The organism is Sphingomonas qomolangmaensis (genome assembly GCF_024496245.1).
GTDB lineage: Bacteria > Pseudomonadota > Alphaproteobacteria > Sphingomonadales > Sphingomonadaceae > Sphingomonas > Sphingomonas qomolangmaensis.
The window spans coordinates 788,894-804,573 of record NZ_CP101740.1; the positions used below are offsets into that span (position 1 = coordinate 788,894).

The 15,680-nt window shown below is 64.5% G+C and carries 14 protein-coding genes; 5 read left to right on the top strand and 9 right to left on the bottom strand.

What is annotated here, in order from left to right; all coding sequences use genetic code 11:
• The first annotated feature begins 19 nt into the window (after positions 1 to 19).
• The 3 genes from NMP03_RS03790 to NMP03_RS03800 all read left to right on the top strand — a co-directional run bounded on the left by NMP03_RS03790 (position 20) and on the right by NMP03_RS03800 (position 5,607).
• A complete protein-coding gene (locus NMP03_RS03790; protein ID WP_256507206.1) occupies positions 20 to 1,012 on the top strand; it encodes a LacI family DNA-binding transcriptional regulator in 993 nt (330 codons plus the stop codon).
• A 43-nt stretch (positions 1,013 to 1,055) separates the two neighbouring features.
• On the top strand, positions 1,056 to 4,058 hold the full coding sequence (locus NMP03_RS03795) for a TonB-dependent receptor (RefSeq protein WP_256507207.1): 3,003 nt from the start codon (positions 1,056 to 1,058) through the stop codon (positions 4,056 to 4,058).
• Between the two features lie 82 nt (positions 4,059 to 4,140).
• On the top strand, positions 4,141 to 5,607 hold the full coding sequence (locus NMP03_RS03800; protein ID WP_256507208.1) for a glucoamylase family protein: 1,467 nt from the start codon (positions 4,141 to 4,143) through the stop codon (positions 5,605 to 5,607).
• Between the two features lie 211 nt (positions 5,608 to 5,818).
• Here NMP03_RS03800 and NMP03_RS03805 read toward each other — a convergent pair whose 3' ends face one another.
• Genes NMP03_RS03805 through NMP03_RS03820 form a run of 4 tightly spaced genes read right to left on the bottom strand, consistent with a single transcriptional unit; the run spans position 5,819 to position 8,304 of the window.
• Positions 5,819 to 6,193 carry a hypothetical protein gene (locus tag NMP03_RS03805; RefSeq protein WP_256507209.1) on the bottom strand — a complete coding sequence of 125 codons (375 nt, stop codon included), beginning with the start codon at positions 6,191 to 6,193 and terminating at the stop codon, positions 5,819 to 5,821.
• Between the two features lie 28 nt (positions 6,194 to 6,221).
• On the bottom strand, positions 6,222 to 7,604 hold the full coding sequence (locus NMP03_RS03810) for a M28 family peptidase (RefSeq protein ID WP_256507210.1): 1,383 nt from the start codon (positions 7,602 to 7,604) through the stop codon (positions 6,222 to 6,224).
• On the bottom strand, positions 7,601 to 8,044 hold the full coding sequence (locus NMP03_RS03815; RefSeq protein WP_256507211.1) for a type II toxin-antitoxin system VapC family toxin: 444 nt from the start codon (positions 8,042 to 8,044) through the stop codon (positions 7,601 to 7,603). Before NMP03_RS03815 ends, NMP03_RS03810 begins: the two co-directional genes overlap by 4 nt.
• A complete protein-coding gene (locus NMP03_RS03820) occupies positions 8,041 to 8,304 on the bottom strand; it encodes a hypothetical protein (protein ID WP_256507212.1) in 264 nt (87 codons plus the stop codon). The genes NMP03_RS03815 and NMP03_RS03820 overlap by 4 nt, the downstream gene beginning before the upstream one ends.
• A gap of 108 nt (positions 8,305 to 8,412) precedes the next feature.
• Here NMP03_RS03820 and ettA point away from each other — a divergent pair, with 108 nt between their 5' ends.
• Together ettA and NMP03_RS03830 are read left to right on the top strand one after the other, a co-directional pair.
• A complete protein-coding gene (ettA, locus tag NMP03_RS03825; protein WP_131601405.1) occupies positions 8,413 to 10,092 on the top strand; it encodes an energy-dependent translational throttle protein EttA in 1,680 nt (559 codons plus the stop codon).
• A 4-nt stretch (positions 10,093 to 10,096) separates the two neighbouring features.
• Complete coding sequence (locus tag NMP03_RS03830; RefSeq protein ID WP_256507213.1) at positions 10,097 to 11,290, top strand: sensor histidine kinase; 1,194 nt, start codon at positions 10,097 to 10,099, stop codon at positions 11,288 to 11,290.
• Here NMP03_RS03830 and NMP03_RS03835 read toward each other — a convergent pair.
• The 5 genes from NMP03_RS03835 to NMP03_RS03855 form a co-directional block, all read right to left on the bottom strand.
• Positions 11,285 to 11,857 carry a Uma2 family endonuclease gene (locus NMP03_RS03835; protein ID WP_256507214.1) on the bottom strand — a complete coding sequence of 191 codons (573 nt, stop codon included), beginning with the start codon at positions 11,855 to 11,857 and terminating at the stop codon, positions 11,285 to 11,287. The genes NMP03_RS03830 and NMP03_RS03835 overlap by 6 nt on opposite strands.
• Before the next feature lie 57 nt (positions 11,858 to 11,914).
• A complete protein-coding gene (locus NMP03_RS03840) occupies positions 11,915 to 12,196 on the bottom strand; it encodes an acylphosphatase (protein WP_319937620.1) in 282 nt (93 codons plus the stop codon).
• Positions 12,193 to 12,930 (bottom strand): NYN domain-containing protein, encoded by a 738-nt coding sequence (locus NMP03_RS03845; protein WP_256507215.1) that lies wholly within the window; start codon positions 12,928 to 12,930, stop codon positions 12,193 to 12,195. Before NMP03_RS03845 ends, NMP03_RS03840 begins: the two co-directional genes overlap by 4 nt.
• A 41-nt stretch (positions 12,931 to 12,971) precedes the next feature.
• Positions 12,972 to 13,478, bottom strand: a complete 507-nt coding sequence (gene greB / locus NMP03_RS03850; RefSeq protein ID WP_256507216.1) for a transcription elongation factor GreB — start codon at positions 13,476 to 13,478, stop codon at positions 12,972 to 12,974.
• Between the two features lie 112 nt (positions 13,479 to 13,590).
• Complete coding sequence (locus NMP03_RS03855) at positions 13,591 to 15,648, bottom strand: lytic transglycosylase domain-containing protein (RefSeq protein WP_256507217.1); 2,058 nt, start codon at positions 15,646 to 15,648, stop codon at positions 13,591 to 13,593.
• Between the last annotated feature and the right edge of the window lie 32 nt (positions 15,649 to 15,680).

Sequence of the window (15,680 nt, forward strand, 5' to 3'; positions counted from 1 at the left end):
GAGGATCCGGTCTGAAACGATGGCGAATGCCACCATTCGTGATGTTGCGCGTGAAGCGGCGGTTTCGGTCGCCTCGGTTTCGCGCGTGCTCAACGGGCACGAGAATGTCCGCCCCGAATTGCGCCAGCGGGTCCAGGCGGTCGCCGCGCGGCTGGGCTATGTGCCGCATGCCGGCGCGCGCAATCTCAGCCTGTCGCGCACCGGGTCGATCGGCGTCGTGCTGCCCGACCTGCACGGCGAGTTCTTCTCTGAAATCCTGCGCGGCATGGACCGTGAAGCGTCGGCGCGCGGGCTGCAGCTTTTGCTCACCAACATGCACGCCGATGCCGATTCGGGCATCGTCGCGCTCAAGGCGATGCGCGGGCGCGTCGACGGGATGGTGGTGATGGCGCCGCATGTCGACGCCGACGAGCTGTTCGCGCACCTTCCCCCCAGCGTTCCAGCGGTGCTCGTAAATTGCGCACCGCATCACCAGCAGCGCGCCGAGCTACGCGTCGACAATGCCGGCGGTGCCGCGGTGATGGTCGAGCATCTGGTGGCGAGCGGCCGCCGCGCCATCGTCCACATCGCTGGCCCTGCGGGCAATATCGATGCCGACGAGCGCCGGCGCGGCTATATCGCAGCGATCGAACGCGCCGGGCTCGAGCGTCGCATCGTCGAAGGCGATTTCCAGGAGGAATCGGGTGAGCGTGCCGCGCAGTTGCTGCTCGCCGACGCCGTCGCGGTCGACGCGATCTTCGCGGGCAACGACATGATGGCGATCGGCGCGCTGATGGCGCTGCGCGACGCGGGCATCGACGTGCCCGGGGGGGTCGCGATCGCCGGCTTCGACGATATTCCGCTCGCCCGTTTCGTCACGCCGTCGCTGACAACGATGCGCATCGACATCGCAGCGCTCGGGATGCGCGCGGTTGCCAGACTGACCGACATGATCGGTGGCGGCACCGATACCCAGATCGAACAGACCATGCCGCAGCTGGTCGTTCGCATGACCACCGCCATTCACCATTAACCAAAAACCCCCGGAAACAGGGGGGTCAGCAGGGAACGACACCATGAAGACGACACAGGCATTCCGACTTCTCCTGGCCAGCGCAACCGCGCTTGGCGGCACCGTGGTGATGGCGGCCCCCGCCGCGGCGCAGACGACGACCGCGAGCATCCGCGGTACCGTGACCGACGCGTCGGGTGCGCCCGTCGCCGGCGCGACCGTCACCGCGGTGGCGACTGCGAACAACATCACCCGCACCGCGACCACCGCGGCGAACGGCGCCTATATCCTGAACGGCGTGCGCACCGGCGAATATCGCGTGACGATCGCGGGTAGCGACGGCAGCACCTTCGAACGCTTGGTGACCGTCGCGATCGGCCAGTCGGCGACGCTCGACGCGCAGCTCGGCGCCGCGGCTGCCGACGAACCAGCTGACGTCACCGTCGGTGACCAGTCGGCGCAGGAGGGCGACATCGTCGTCACCGGATCGGCGCTGGCTGAAACCCGCACCAGCGAGATCGCGACCAATGTGTCGCAAGCACAGATCCGCGCGCTGCCGCAGACCGACCGCAACTTCCTGTCGTTCGCTGCGCTCGCCCCCGGCGTTCGCTTCAACGACAGCGAAACCGACAAGGGCTTCCAGTCGGGCGCGTCGCCCGCGAGCCAGGTCAACGTCTTCATCGACGGTGTCAGTTTGAAGAACAAGCTGCGCGAGGGCGGTGTCGCCGGCCAGCAGAACAGCCGCGGCAATCCCTTCGGCCAGCTCGCGGTCCAGGAATTCCGCGTCATCACGCAGAACTACAAAGCGGAATACGAGCAGGCTGGTGCGGCGGTGATCACGGCAATCACCAAGTCGGGCACCAACGAGTTCCATGGCGAAGCATTCGGGCAATATACTGACAAGGCTCTGTCGCAGAAGAGCTACATCGACATCCGCGATGGCAACGCAGAGCCTGCGTTCGAGCGCAAGCAATATGGCATTTCGCTTGGCGGTCCGATCATCAAGGATCGGCTGTTCTTTTTCGCGGCATATGAGGGCAACGATCAGGATCGGGCGTTCAACGTTAACCCGAGCGTCACGGCTGACCCCAATGCGATACAGGAATTTGAACAAGCCTCGGGCCGCCGCCTGTCGGATTTTGAGGGCGCATTTGTCAGCCCCTTCCGCCAGGATTTCTATTTCGGCAAGATGACGCTGACGCCGGATGACAACCAAGTGTTCGACCTGTCGTTCAGCCGTCGGGAAGAAACAGATATTCAGGGCTTTGGCGGTATCGTCGCGTTCGAGGCTGCGGAGAACAAAATCAACGTAGTTGATACCTATGTGTTTAAATGGACGTACAACGGTAATAATTTCGTCAATGAATTCAACGCGAACTATCTAAACTATGTCTTCAATCCCACGTCGTTGAACCCTGATCTGCCAACGTTCGACTACGCAGGCGTGGTGGTGTTTGGGGGTAAAGATTCGACGCGTCGCGAACTGCAACAGGGCTATACGCTGCGCGACGACCTTACCTGGACAGGATTTGAGCGCCACGCGATCAAGGCGGGTGTTCGGGTTGAAGTGACCGATATCGAATTCACCAACAACGCCTTCATCCAGCCGCGCTACAACTTCTTTCGGAGCGACGATGCGGGTACCCCGCTGGATCCTGCCGACGACTTGAACTTTGCTTTTCCGGCGGAAGCCCGATTGGGCTTGGGCAACGGCCGCATCTATGGGTCTAACACGCAAGTTGGGCTGTATCTGCAGGATGACTGGGACGTCACCGATCGGGTGCAGTTGAACCTTGGCGTGCGCTGGGACTATGAGACCAACGCCAAGAACAACAACTTCGTAACACCAGCCAATGCAGCGGCTGCACTCCGCTCCTTGCCGGCAACCGACTATTTCAACCCGGAAGACTACATCAGCACGGGGGAGAACCGCGAACCATTCATGGGCGCGATCGCACCACGCGTCGGCTTTTCGTGGGACATTTTCGGTACCGAGAATACGGTTATTTTTGGCGGCGCGGGCCGCTATTATGATCGCAACAATTTCAATACGACGGTCGACGAACTTTCGCGGACGATAAACCCGGTAGGTGTTTTCCGATTCTCTCCCGATGGAACGCCGCGACGCGGCTTGCCAACCGTTGCCTTTGACGAGTCCTATCTGACCCGCGACGGGTTGTTGCAGTTGTTGGCGAGCAATCCTGAAACCGGCTTGCCCGAACTGTTGGTGACCAAGAATAACACCAAGCCGCCGGTGAATGACCAATATTCGTTCGGCGTGCGCCAGCGCCTGGGGGTCTTCCAAGCGTCGGTTACCGGTTCGTACCAGCGCGGACGCAACGGCTATACCTATCTATTCGCCACGCGGAACAATGCCGGTCAGGGTGGCTGCTGCGACGGGGATGCGCTGACCACGCTGCGTAGCCTTGGCTATTCAAACGCGCTGATCGGCTTTGACGGGCTGGATACCCGGTACAAGGCGTTGTTCGTCACGCTGGACAAAAACTATACGGCCTCGTCGGGTTGGGGGCTGAATATCGCCTACACGCTCGGTAAGGCCGAGCGGAATGGCGGCGATCTCTTCAGTCTCGACGAAGTCACCCCCGATGATTATGGCTGGCGCCCCACTATCGGCGATGAGCGGCATCGGCTGGTGCTGTCGGGCATCGTCGATTTGCCGCTCGGCTTCCAATTCTCGACGCTGACGACGCTTGGTTCGGGGCAGGCGTATAATGTCGTCGATGCATCGGATGGCTTTGAGCCGGGCCAGCGTGAATTCACCGCAGCCTATCCCGACAAGAACTGCATCGCCGGCGTCTTTGCTTTTTGTGAGGTCAATCTGACGCTTGCCAACCGGCAGAAGCTTTTCGGCACCGGCAACGAGGTCGAGTTCGCAGTCGATGTCCTGAATGCGTTCAACAACAAGAATGGGGCCGGCTTCGACGAATTCATCAACCGTAGCGCGACGCCAAATCCCGATTTGTTGCAGCCGGCAACGATAGAAAACGCCAGCCGGTTGCTTACCCTGCCGCGGCGTATCCAGTTCCGCGTCGGCTATCGCTTCTAATCGCTTACCTGCCGGGACGGGCCGTGCCCCCCTACTGCCCGTCCCGGGCTTTTGTATCTTAGCGTAACCCTGGGAGCTGCATTTGCTGAACAAACGCCAATTCATGGCCACGGCGGGGCTCGGCCTCGGTGGCTTGATGGCAGGCTGCGCGCCGCGCGCCGACAGCCTTGGCGATCCGCGGATCGCCGTCGATGGCTGGACCCCGCTCGACAATCTTCCCAGCCCCGATGTGCCCGTCAATCCGCTGCTCGACGATATCCAGCGCCGCGCCTTTCGCTTCTTCTGGGAAACCACCGATCCCAAGACCGGGCTGGCGCCCGATCGCGGGCCGACCCCGTCCTTCGCCTCGATCGCGGCGATCGGCTATGCGCTCACCGCCTATCCGATCGGTGCGTCGCATGGCTGGGTGACGCGCGCCGCCGCGCGCGACCGGACGCTGGCGACGCTCGAGTTCCTCGCCGCCGCGCCGATGGGCGAGGGCGAGGGCACCAGCGGCTATCGCGGGTTCTTCTATCATTTCCTGGGCGTCACCAAGGGACTGCGCTTCGCGCGCGCCGAACTGTCGACGATCGACACCGCGCTGCTGATGGCCGGGGTGTTGTTCGCGCAGAGCTGGTTCGACCGCGCCGACGATCCCGCCGAGGCGCGGATCCGCGCGCTCGCCGAACAGCTCTACACCGCGATCGAATGGCCCTGGGCAACGCCGCGCGCGCCGTTGGTGTCGATGGGCTGGCATCCGGAGAGCGGGTTCATCCCGAGCGACTGGGATATCTATAATGAGGGGATGATCCTCTACATCCTCGGACTGGGATCGCCGACGCATCCGCTCGCCGACGGCACGTGGCAGGCGTGGACCGAGCGGTTCGAGCCGAGCTGGGGCAATCGCTGGGGCGAGCCGCATCTGCAGTTCGCGCCGATGTTCGGCCATCAATACAGCCATGTCTGGGTCGATTTCCGCGGGATCCAAGACGGTTACATCGCCGGCAAGGGCATCGACTATTTCGAGAATAGCCGCCGCGCGACCTATGCGCAGCGCGCCTATGCGATCGAGAACGCGGGCGGCTGGGTAGGCTATGGTGCCGATTGCTGGGGGCTGACCGCGTGCGACGGCCCCGGCGACTTCCCGATGACGATCGCCGGGCGCAAGCGCGACTTCTTCAGCTACTCTGCGCGGGGGCCGGGAGAACGCGACGACGGCACCTTGGCGCCCACTGCCTTGCTAGGTTCGCTGCCCTTCGCCCCCGAGATCGTCGAGCCCGCGGTCAGTGCGATCTACGCGCGCTACGGTGCCGGGGTGTACGACAAATATGGCTTCCTCGATTCCTTCAACCCGACGCTGACCGCGCGGCCGCCCGAGCGGCTCAAGCATGGCGAGATCCGGCCGGGCGTCGGCTGGGTCGACAAGGATTATCTGGGGATCGATCAGGGGCCGATCGTCGCGATGATCGAGAACCATCGTTCGGGGCTGGTTTGGAAGACGATGCAGCGCAATCCGCACATCCGCCGCGGGCTGGCGCGTGCAGGGTTCAGCGGGGGTTGGTTGGGCTGATCGCCCTTCCTTGGTAGGGGGCAGGAGGAGGGTGGGGGCCGGTAGTTACGGCGAGCGGCTCGGCTGGCTTGGCCGTATATCGAGCAGTCCACCCACCCCCGACCTCTCGCTTTCAGGGAGGGGAGTGACTTCCCAACGAAAAAGGGGCGCCCCGCATGGGACGCCCCTTTTCCTAAAACCTGTTCGGTCGCCGCAAGGACGACCGAGCCGATTACATAGCGTTGACGACGTTCGAACCGTCCATCTCGCCCATGTCGTCAGCGTTGTCGGCAGCCTCTTCGAGGTTGTCGGCAGCGTTCTCGAGCATCATGGCTTCCGACTCGGTGGTGGCGTTGTCGGCCATCATTTCCATGTTGTCGGCTTCCATTTCCAGGTTGGCCGCCATGGCGTCGCCTGCGTTCTCAGCAGGGGTACCCTGGTTGCACGCCGCCAGAGACATCAGGCCGGCGGCAGCAGCGACAAGAACCATCTTCTTCATGTGCGATTGCTCCCAAGCAATAATCTGTTTCGCATCCGGCCCGAATGCCGTCACGAAGATGCCGCATTTAGCGATGCAGCGTGGCAGGTCAACGTCAAATTCATCCAACAGTGAGGTTCAGGGGGTGCTGAGTGCCTCAATTCGCCGCATTTCGCATCCCGATTTCCTCTGGCGCATCGGCAACCACGGCCAGCATCGCGGTCCATGCGGCGACATTCTGCTGCATCTGCACACGATCGATCTTGTCGAGCGTATCGTCGGGAGTGTGGTGCAGGTCGAAGTATCGCGTGCCGTCCTGCTGCAGGTCGATCCCCGGCGTTCCCGCGGCGATGACCGCCGACACGTCGGCGCCCCCGGTGGCGGGCGCCGAGCCCGCAGCGATCCCCAGCGGCAGCAGCGCGGCCTTTAGCCGGTCGACGACGGGCTTGGCGGCGGGCGCGAAGCTCGTATCGACCCGCCAGACGCGATCGGCGCCGAAATCGGATTCGGCCGCGGCCACATGCCGCTCGGCCTTGTGCTTCTCGAAATAGGCGCGGCCGCCGAAGATACCGACCTCCTCGGCGCCAGCCCACAGGATGCGGATCGTGCGGCGCGGCTGTCCTGCGTCCATGATCCGCTTCGCCGCCGCGGTGACGATCCCGCAGCCCGCGGCATCGTCGAACGCGCCGGTCGCGAGGTCCCAGCTGTCGAGATGGCAGGCCACCAGCACGATTCCCGCCGCCGGGTCGCTGCCGGGCACTTCGGCGATGACGTTGCCCGATTGGCGCGTGCCGATCGCGCGCGGGGTGAGCGTCAGTTTCAGCCGCACCGGCTGCCCGCGTTCGATCACCCGCTCGAGCTGTTCTGCATCGGGGATCGACAGCGCAGCCGCGGGAATCGCGGTGACGCCTTCGGGGAAGTTGGTGCCGCCGGCGTGCGGGTTGCGGTGGCTGTCGGTGCCGATCGAGCGGATCAGGATCGCCGCCGCCCCCTTCTTGGCCGCTACGCCGGGGCCAGCGCGCCGTACGACGCCATAGGTACCATATTGCGAACCGTCCTGCGTCCGCGTCATCGCATGGCTGACGAACGCGATCTTGCCCTTGAGCGATCCGTCGGGCGCGGCGAGCAGCGCGTCATAGCTCGCGAAATACACGACCTCGCCCTCGATCCCGCGCGCGGGGGTGGCACCGGAATTGCCGAGCGCGGTCAGCCGCAGCGGCTGCGGGAAGGGGGCGAGGATTTCGGCGGTCTCCTCGCCGCGCACCCAGGTCTTGAGCGGGAAGGGTTCGTTGCGGACGTTGCTGAAGCCCATCGCGGTGAGCCGTCGGAGCGCCCAGGCGCGGGCGCGCTCCTCGGCTTCGGTCCCCGCCAGCCGCGGCCCGATCTCGGTGGTAAGCCCTTCGGTGATCGCATAGGCGACCTGATCGTCGAGCGCGGCATCGCGGAGCTGGCCGACCCGATCGGGCACCTGCTGCGCGGTGGCGGGGATAAGCGGGGACGCAAGGGCGAGTGCGGCAATCCAACGATGCATTTCAGTCATTCTCCGGCATTGGCGATTTCAAGGGGGTGTAGCGGCACAACGCCACAGGCGAGCGCGGCGTGCAGCTGAATTCGGTCGAGCGAAACGATCGGGCAGCCGATGCGGTACGCTACCGCGATGTGGATCGCGTCGGGCAGGCGCAGGCCGGTCTCGAACCGCCGGATGAAACCGGTGGCTGCTTTGATATCGGCGCTGGTGATGGGGATGATTGCGTCGGTCGTCAGCCAGGTATCGAGCTGCGTCAGCATCGTATCCGCAGCGGCCGCACCAATGGTACCCGCACGAACCTTTGCACCCACGGCGGCTGCGAACTCGCCTTTGCCAAAGTCGCTGAAGCGAACCGTCAGCGAAAGATCGACCAGGCGGTCCTGGACTGGCTGATAACCGCTTTCCTGGAGGATCAGGCAGACGATGACGCTTGTATCGAACAGCGCGATCAATGCTCGTCGGCTTCGCGCATCTCGCGTACCAGCAATGCGGCGTCGGTGACTCCTGAGCCGCGGACCATGGCGCGCAACGCTTCGAGCTGCTTGAGCCCTTCGAGCGAAAACGGAGCGTCGGCGGCATCGGCGTCGGTGCGCACCGGTTCGACCGTTGCGACTACTTGACCAGCACGTCGGATGACCACCGCTTCGCCGCGCGCTACGGCGTCGAGCATCGGGATCAACCGCGCGTCGGCATCGACCTCATAGCGTTCCATGCCGCGATGCTATCGCGCATCGGTTCGTTTGCCAATGCGCCGCCGCATCGCTATGTCCCGGCCACGAAATTCCCTTCATCGCAATTCCGTCTAGCGGAGACCTCGCTCGTGGCCGTCCAATACAGCTTCGTCATGAAAGGCCTGACCAAGACCTTTCCCGGCGCCAACAAGCCCGTCCTGAACAATATCAGCCTGCAATTCCTGCCCGACGCCAAGATCGCGATCATCGGCCCCAACGGTGCGGGCAAGTCGACGCTGATGAAGGTCATGGCGGGGATGGACACCGAATTCACCGGCGAGGCCTGGGCCGCCGAGGGGATCAAGGTCGGCTATCTGGCGCAGGAGCCGCAGCTCGATCCGAGCAAGGACGTGATGGGCAACGTCAAGGATGGCGTCCGCCCGGTCGCCGACCTGGTAGATCGCTTCAACGAAATTTCGAACATCATGGGCGATCCGCCCGAGGATGCCGATTTCGACGCGCTGATGACCGAGATGGGCGAGCTGCAGGAAAAGATCGACGCGGTCGATGGTTGGACGCTCGACAACCAGCTCGAAATCGCGATGGAGGCATTGCGCTGCCCGCCGGGCGATGCCGATGTCAGCAATTTGTCGGGCGGCGAGAAGCGCCGGGTGGCGCTCTGCAAGCTGCTGCTCGAAAAGCCGCAAATCCTGCTGCTCGACGAACCGACCAACCATCTCGACGCCGAAAGCGTCGCGTGGCTCGAAAACTACCTCAAGGAATATACCGGCAACGTCATCCTCGTGACGCATGACCGCTACTTCCTCGACAATGTCGTCAACTGGGTGCTCGAGCTCGATCGCGGGCGCTATTACACCTACGAAAGCAACTATTCGGGCTATCTCGAAAAGAAGGTCAAGCGGCTCGAGCAGGAAGAGCGCGAGGAGCAGGGCAAGCAGAAGGCGATCGCCGACGAGCTCGCCTGGATGCGCCAGACTCCCAAGGCGCGCCAGACCAAGTCGAAGGCGCGGATCCGCGCGTTCGACGATCTGGTCAAGAGCCAGGAAAACCGCGCCGTCGGCAAGGCGCAGATCCTCATCCAGATCCCCGAGCGCCTGGGCGGCAAGGTGATCGAGGCCGAGGGTCTGACCAAATCCTATGGCGACAAGTTGCTGTTCGAGAACCTGACGTTCAGCCTGCCGCCCGGCGGCATCGTCGGCGTGATCGGCCCCAACGGCGCGGGCAAGTCGACTTTGTTCAAGCTCATCACCGGCCAGGAACAGCCCGACGAGGGCAAGATCGACATCGGCCAGACGGTGAAGCTTGGCTATGTCGACCAGTCGCGCGACGCGCTGAACCCTGCGAACAATGTGTGGGAGGAAATCTCCGACAAGCTCGAAGTCTTCCGCTTCGGCAAGCAGGAGCTGGGCACGCGCGCCTATGTCGGCGCGTTCAACTTCAAGGGCCAGGACCAGCAGAAGAAGGTCGGCCAGCTCTCGGGCGGTGAGCGCAATCGCGTGCATATCGCCAAGATGCTGAAGGAGGGCGGCAACGTCCTGCTGCTCGACGAGCCGACAAACGATCTCGACGTCGAGACGCTGCGCGCGCTCGAGGAAGCGCTCGAGACCTTCGCCGGCTGCGCGGTGGTCATCAGCCATGACCGCTTCTTCCTCGATCGGCTGTGCACGCACATCCTGGCGTTCGAGGGTGACAGCCATGTCGAATGGTTCGAAGGAAACTACGATAGCTACGAGGAAGACAAGCGCCGCCGCATGGGCGACGCTGCCGACCGCCCGACGCGGCTGGCGTACAAGAAACTGACTCGCTGAGCGCATGGCCGTGGTAGAGGAAGCTTCAGCAGATCCAGGCCCGCGCCCGCAGGGTGAGATCGACTATCGCCTGGGGCAGCAGCGCATCCTCGCCCGGTTCGGGATGGACGCGCTGCGGTCGCGCGACCTCGACGAGCTGTTGCAGCGCGCGACCGAGTTGTGCGCCGCGGGGATGAATGCGGGGTTCTGCAAATATCTCGAAGCGCCCGATGCAGAGGGGCGGATGTTGGTGCGCTCGGGCGTGGGCTGGGCGCCGGGTATCGTCGGCACCGCCTATCTCTATGCCGATCTCGGGTCGCCCGCAGGCTTCGCCTACAAGATCGGCGAGCCCGTCATCTCGAACCATCTCGACGACGAAGAGCGCTTCCGCACCCCCGCGATCATGGCCGAGCATGGCATCAAGCGCGCGATCAACGTGCTCGTCGAGGCCGACGCCAACCGCTATGGCGTGATCGAGGTGGACAGCACGCAAGAGGGCAAGTTCGACGAGGACGACCTCGCTTTCATGCAGGGTTTCGCCAACCTCATCGGCGTCGCGATCGAGCGCCAGCATGCCGAAGGCCGGCTCAACGCCGCGCTCGAGCATCAGGAGTTGCTGGTGCGCGAAGCTAGCCACCGCGTGAAGAACAGCCTGGCCTTGGTGTCGGCGATGCTCAACCTCCAGATGCAGGAAGACGACGATCCGCGGATTGTCCGGCTGCTGGGCGATGCGCAGGCGCGGATCACTGCGATCGCGCAGACGCATGACCAATTATGGCGCGGTGACCGGATCGGCATCGTCGCGCTCGACGATCTGGCAAGCGGGCTGGTGACCGGGCTGCGGGAACAGGCGCCGCAATGCCGGATCGAATGCTCTGCCGAACCGATCGCGATCAGCGCCGACACCGCGATCCCGCTCGGGCTGATGCTGACCGAGCTGGTCACCAACGCGATCAAATATGCCGGCGGCGAGGGCCAGCATGGCCGCATCGACGTGCGTATCGCCGAGGAGGACGGAGCGATCGCGATGACCGTCAGCGATAACGGTCCGGGCATGCCCGAGGGCTTCGACATCAAGACGCAGTCGCGCGCGAGCCTCGGCATGCGGATGATCGCGAGCCTGACGCGTCAGCTGGGCGGCACGATCGCCTTCACCCCCGACTTCGAAGATCAGGGGACGCGCGTGCGGTTGAGCTTCCCCAACCCGCGGACGTTATAGGGTGGAGGTCGCGATCCCGAGACCCGGGATCGTGACCGACTCTATGGCGCTGCCGAAAGCGATCACGCGGCGGCCGGTATAGCCGTCGGCGCCAGGCGCAGTGAGTTGTTGAACGACGCGGCCATTGACGTCGACAACCCAGTATTCGGGCACCGCATGCCGCGCATAGATCGCTGCCTTGCGCGTCAAGTCGCCATGCAGCGACGCATCTGCAACTTCGACGATAAGGCGAACCGAGGTAACGGGTATCAGCCCGTCGCCTTCGATCTCGCTGGTGACGACGATATCGGGCATCGGCGCGTTGGCGGGCGGCATTGCAACCGATCCCTCGATTGCTGCTTCCAGATCGCTATCGAGCAGTTCGAGCCCGCGGGCGATGAGCAGATGTAACCGGGATTTGATCCGCGTGTGCGGGCGATATTCCGAATTCACCGCGAAGACTTCCCCCTCGATCAGCTCGGTCTTACCCACCGCCTCGTACGTGCCCGCGCCGTCGAGCAGCAGATAATCCTCTATCCGCAACCCGATCGGTCGGGTGATTGGCTCGAGCGGAAGCATCTCGTTCATACGGTAAGGATATCACGATGTGGCGCGCACTTGAACCGGCTGCGCGCCTCGGATCGCTCAGGCGGTGAACCGCTTGGTAAAGCCCTTCGCCGGCTTCTCGCTGTCGGGATGCGCCTCGACATTGTCGACGCGGCAGAGCATCGGCCCGCCGCGCGAGGCTTCGACAAACGCCGCCAGCGCATCGTCCTCGCCCGACGCGAGCATCTCTACCCGACCGTCGCGGGTGTTTCGGACCCAGCCGACGACGCCATGCTCGCGCGCCTTGCGTACCATATAGTCGCGATAACCGACGCCCTGGACCTTGCCCGAAACATATACTCGCTGCGTCGCCATCATCATCGTACCCGCTTTACAAACACGCGGCCGCCTTCGCGCCGCTCGACCTGGAAGTTTGGCACGTCGCCGATCAGGTCGGACAGCCGCGCATAACCATAATTGCGGGTATCGAAGCTCGAACGGTTGCCCGCCAATTGGCCGACATCGTTCAGGCTGGCATATCCCCGCTCATCGCGCTTGCTAGCATTATATGCGTCGATCAGCAGCTTCACCAACTCGTCGCTCACCGCACCCTTGGTGGTTTCCATCGCAAGCGGGGTGTCGATTTGCTGCGCGCGGTCCTTTTCGAGCCGGTCGAGGTCGATGAAGCGGCTGCACGCGGCGCGGAACCCCTCGGGCGCGCGCTGGGTGCCGAAGCCATAGACCGGTAGCCCTTCCTGGCGGATCCGCATCGCCAGCGGCATGAAGTCGCTGTCTGACGACATCAGCCCAAAGCCGGTGACGCGCCCGCGGAACAGCAGGTCCATCGCGTCGATCGTCATCCGCATGTCGGTGGCGTTCTTGCCCTTGGTGATGTCGAACTGCTGATAGGGTTCGATCCCGTGCTTCATCGTCAGCTCGGCCCAGCGCTTGAGGCCGGGCTTGCTCCAATTGCCATAGGCGCGGCGGACATTGACGGTGCCGAGCTCGGCCAGCACGGTCAGCACCGGGTCGATCGTGGCGGAGGAGGCGTTGTCGGCGTCGATGAGCAGCGCGACGTTGCCGCTTGGTGCGGCGTCATTTGAAAAATCGGTCATGCCCGCGTTCTTAGGCCAGCCGATCGCAAACCCCAATGCTCTTAAGCGTCGGTTGTGACATCGGCGGGGCAGGGGGGATAGGCGATCGCCACGATTTCATATTCGCGCTCACCCGCCGGGAGCACGACGCGGCGGACATCGCCGAGCGTCGCACCGCGCACCGCGCGTGCGATCGGCGAGTTCCAGCCGACCAGCCCCGCGGCGGCATCGGTCTCGTCGTCGCCCACCAGCGTCAGCACGCGCTCGGCATCGTCTTCGCCGGCGAGCGTCACCGTCGCGCCAAACCACACGCGGTCGCGATCGGGTTGGCGCGCGGGATCGACGACCTTGGCCGCCTTCATCCGCCGCGAGAGGAAACCTAGCCGCCTATCGATCTCGCGCAGCCGCTTGCGGCCATAAATATAGTCGCCATTTTCAGACCGGTCGCCATTGCCCGCCGCCCAGGAAATCACCTCGACCAGCTTGGGACGTTCGCCGCTGAGCAGTGCTTCATATTCGGCCATCAGCGCCGAATAGCCTGCAGGGGTGATGTAGTTGGGGCGATCCATTCTGAACTCTATCCACATGCGTCACCCCAGCGAAGGCTGGGGTCTTTGGCGACCGTAGCGTGCCGGCCGCCCGAGACCCCAGCTTTCGCTGGGGTGACGGCGATGGCGTGGTTCAGCCCGGCGTCTTCTTCCCCATATACCAGGACAGGTTCGTGGGCCCCCGCGACCGCGCCTTGTCGGGGTGCATCAGGTCGTACACCACAGCATTTTCGAGCACGCGCTGGACGTAGTTCTTCGTCTCGAAATACGGAATATCCTCGACCCAATCGAGCCAGTCCACCGCGCCGGTGCGCGGATCGCCATTGGCGCGGAGCCATTTGTTCACATTGCCCGCGCCGGCGTTGTACGCTGCGATCGCCAGTGGGTAGCTGCCGCCATAATAGCTGAGCATCCGCTGGAAATAGGTCGAGCCGAGCTGGATATTGTAGCTCGGATCGCTGGTCAGCGCGCCGGCGTCATAGCCAATGCCGATCTTGCCCGATTGCTCGCGGGCAGTCGCTGGCATCAGCTGCATGAGCCCGCGCGCGCCGACGCGGCTCACCGCCGCGCGGTCGAACTGGCTTTCCTGGCGCGCGATCGCGTGGATCATCGTCCAGTTCGACGCCTGCGACCCCGGCACCGCGACGCTGGGGAAGCCGAACGCCGCCTGGGCATAATGGCCGTTGGTGGAGGCGCTACGCCCCACCATCACGCCGAGATCGGGGCGTCCGATCGCTTGGCCGAGATCGGCAGCGAGGATATGGTCTTCGGCGCTGGTGGCGTCGGCCGCGATCTGCCGTAGGAACAGCCCCTGATCGCCGGGCCGGTTCATCTGGCCGAGCGAGCGCGCCGCGCGCACCACTTCGCGGTTCTGGAACGCCGCGCGCACCGCGGGATCGACCGAAGCCACGGTCGGTGGCGCAGGAAGCCGGCGGATCGGCTGCCCCATCCGCTCGAGCGACAACTGCCCGTAATACAGGTCGGGGAACACCGCCGCACGCTGGTAAAAGCCCTGCGCTGCAGTCCGGTCGCCCGCCGCCTCGGCAGCGCGCCCCGCCCAATACATCCCCTTCGACCGCGTCTGCGGCGTCTGCGATGCCATGCCATAGCGTTCGTACATCCCGATCGCATCGCGCGGACGGTTGAGCCGGCGCATCGCGGTCTGCCCCGCGAGCCATGCCAGGCTGGTATAGTCGTCGCGCTCGCCATAGGGGCGCGTCGAGACATCGGTGCCCGCCGGATAGGCATCGTCGATCTGGCGCGCGATGTCATAGGCGGTGCTGTATTGCCGATCGGCAGCGGCGCCCTGTGCCTGCTGGAGCAACACCTCGTACCAATCCTCGACCCGGCCGGGCAGCGCCGACAGCCGGCGCGGTTGCGCGAGATAGGCGCGCGCGGCGGGCGATTGGTTGCTCGCGCGCAGCCAGGTCGCGCGATCGGCGATATAGCCCGGATCCTGCCGGTCGCTCTCGCTCGCTTGTGCGGCGAAGGTCGCCGCCTCGGGCGAGCGTTTGCGGAACGCGAGCCGCGCGGCGAACAGCGCGCGCTTGCCGGGCGATACCAATGCCAATTGCCGATCGGCCGCACTCGTCGCACGCTGCCACAGCAGCGCATCCATCCGTGCGTCGTGATCGGCAGGCCCGATCGCGCCGGGGAAGCCCGTCATCAACCTGGCTTCGTCGGGCGCACGCAGCGATCCCTTGCGCCATGCCGCGCGCGCGGCTGCCTGCGCCTGGGTACGCTGGCCGCTTGCCATCAACGCTTCGGCGTGGCGGGTGTGGCCCGCCGCGGTCAACGGTGGAAAGCGCCCGAAGAAGCGCGTTACCAGCGGGGCGTTGGTCGCCCCGCTGTCGAGCACCGTCTCGGCCGCCGACCGCCGGCTCACCTCGCCCGGCCAGCCCGGATGCGCGAGCAGGAAATTGGCATATTCGGCGAAACTGTAATTGTCCGACTGCTGCAGCCGCTTCCATTCGTTGATGTCGCGGGTGAGCGGGTCGCTGGCATAAGCGGGTAGCGGCTGCACCATCGGGCTGGTCTGCTGCGGCAAAGCCTGTGTCGCCATACCCCGCGGCGGCCAACTTGGCGCACTTTGCGGCGCCGTTCGCGCTTGCGGCGCGAGCGAGTGAGCGGAAACGGCGACGCCCGAAACACCGGCGATGACCAATGCGAGCTTGGAATACGACCCTAGCATGCTGGACAGACTATGCCACTGCGACCTATCTG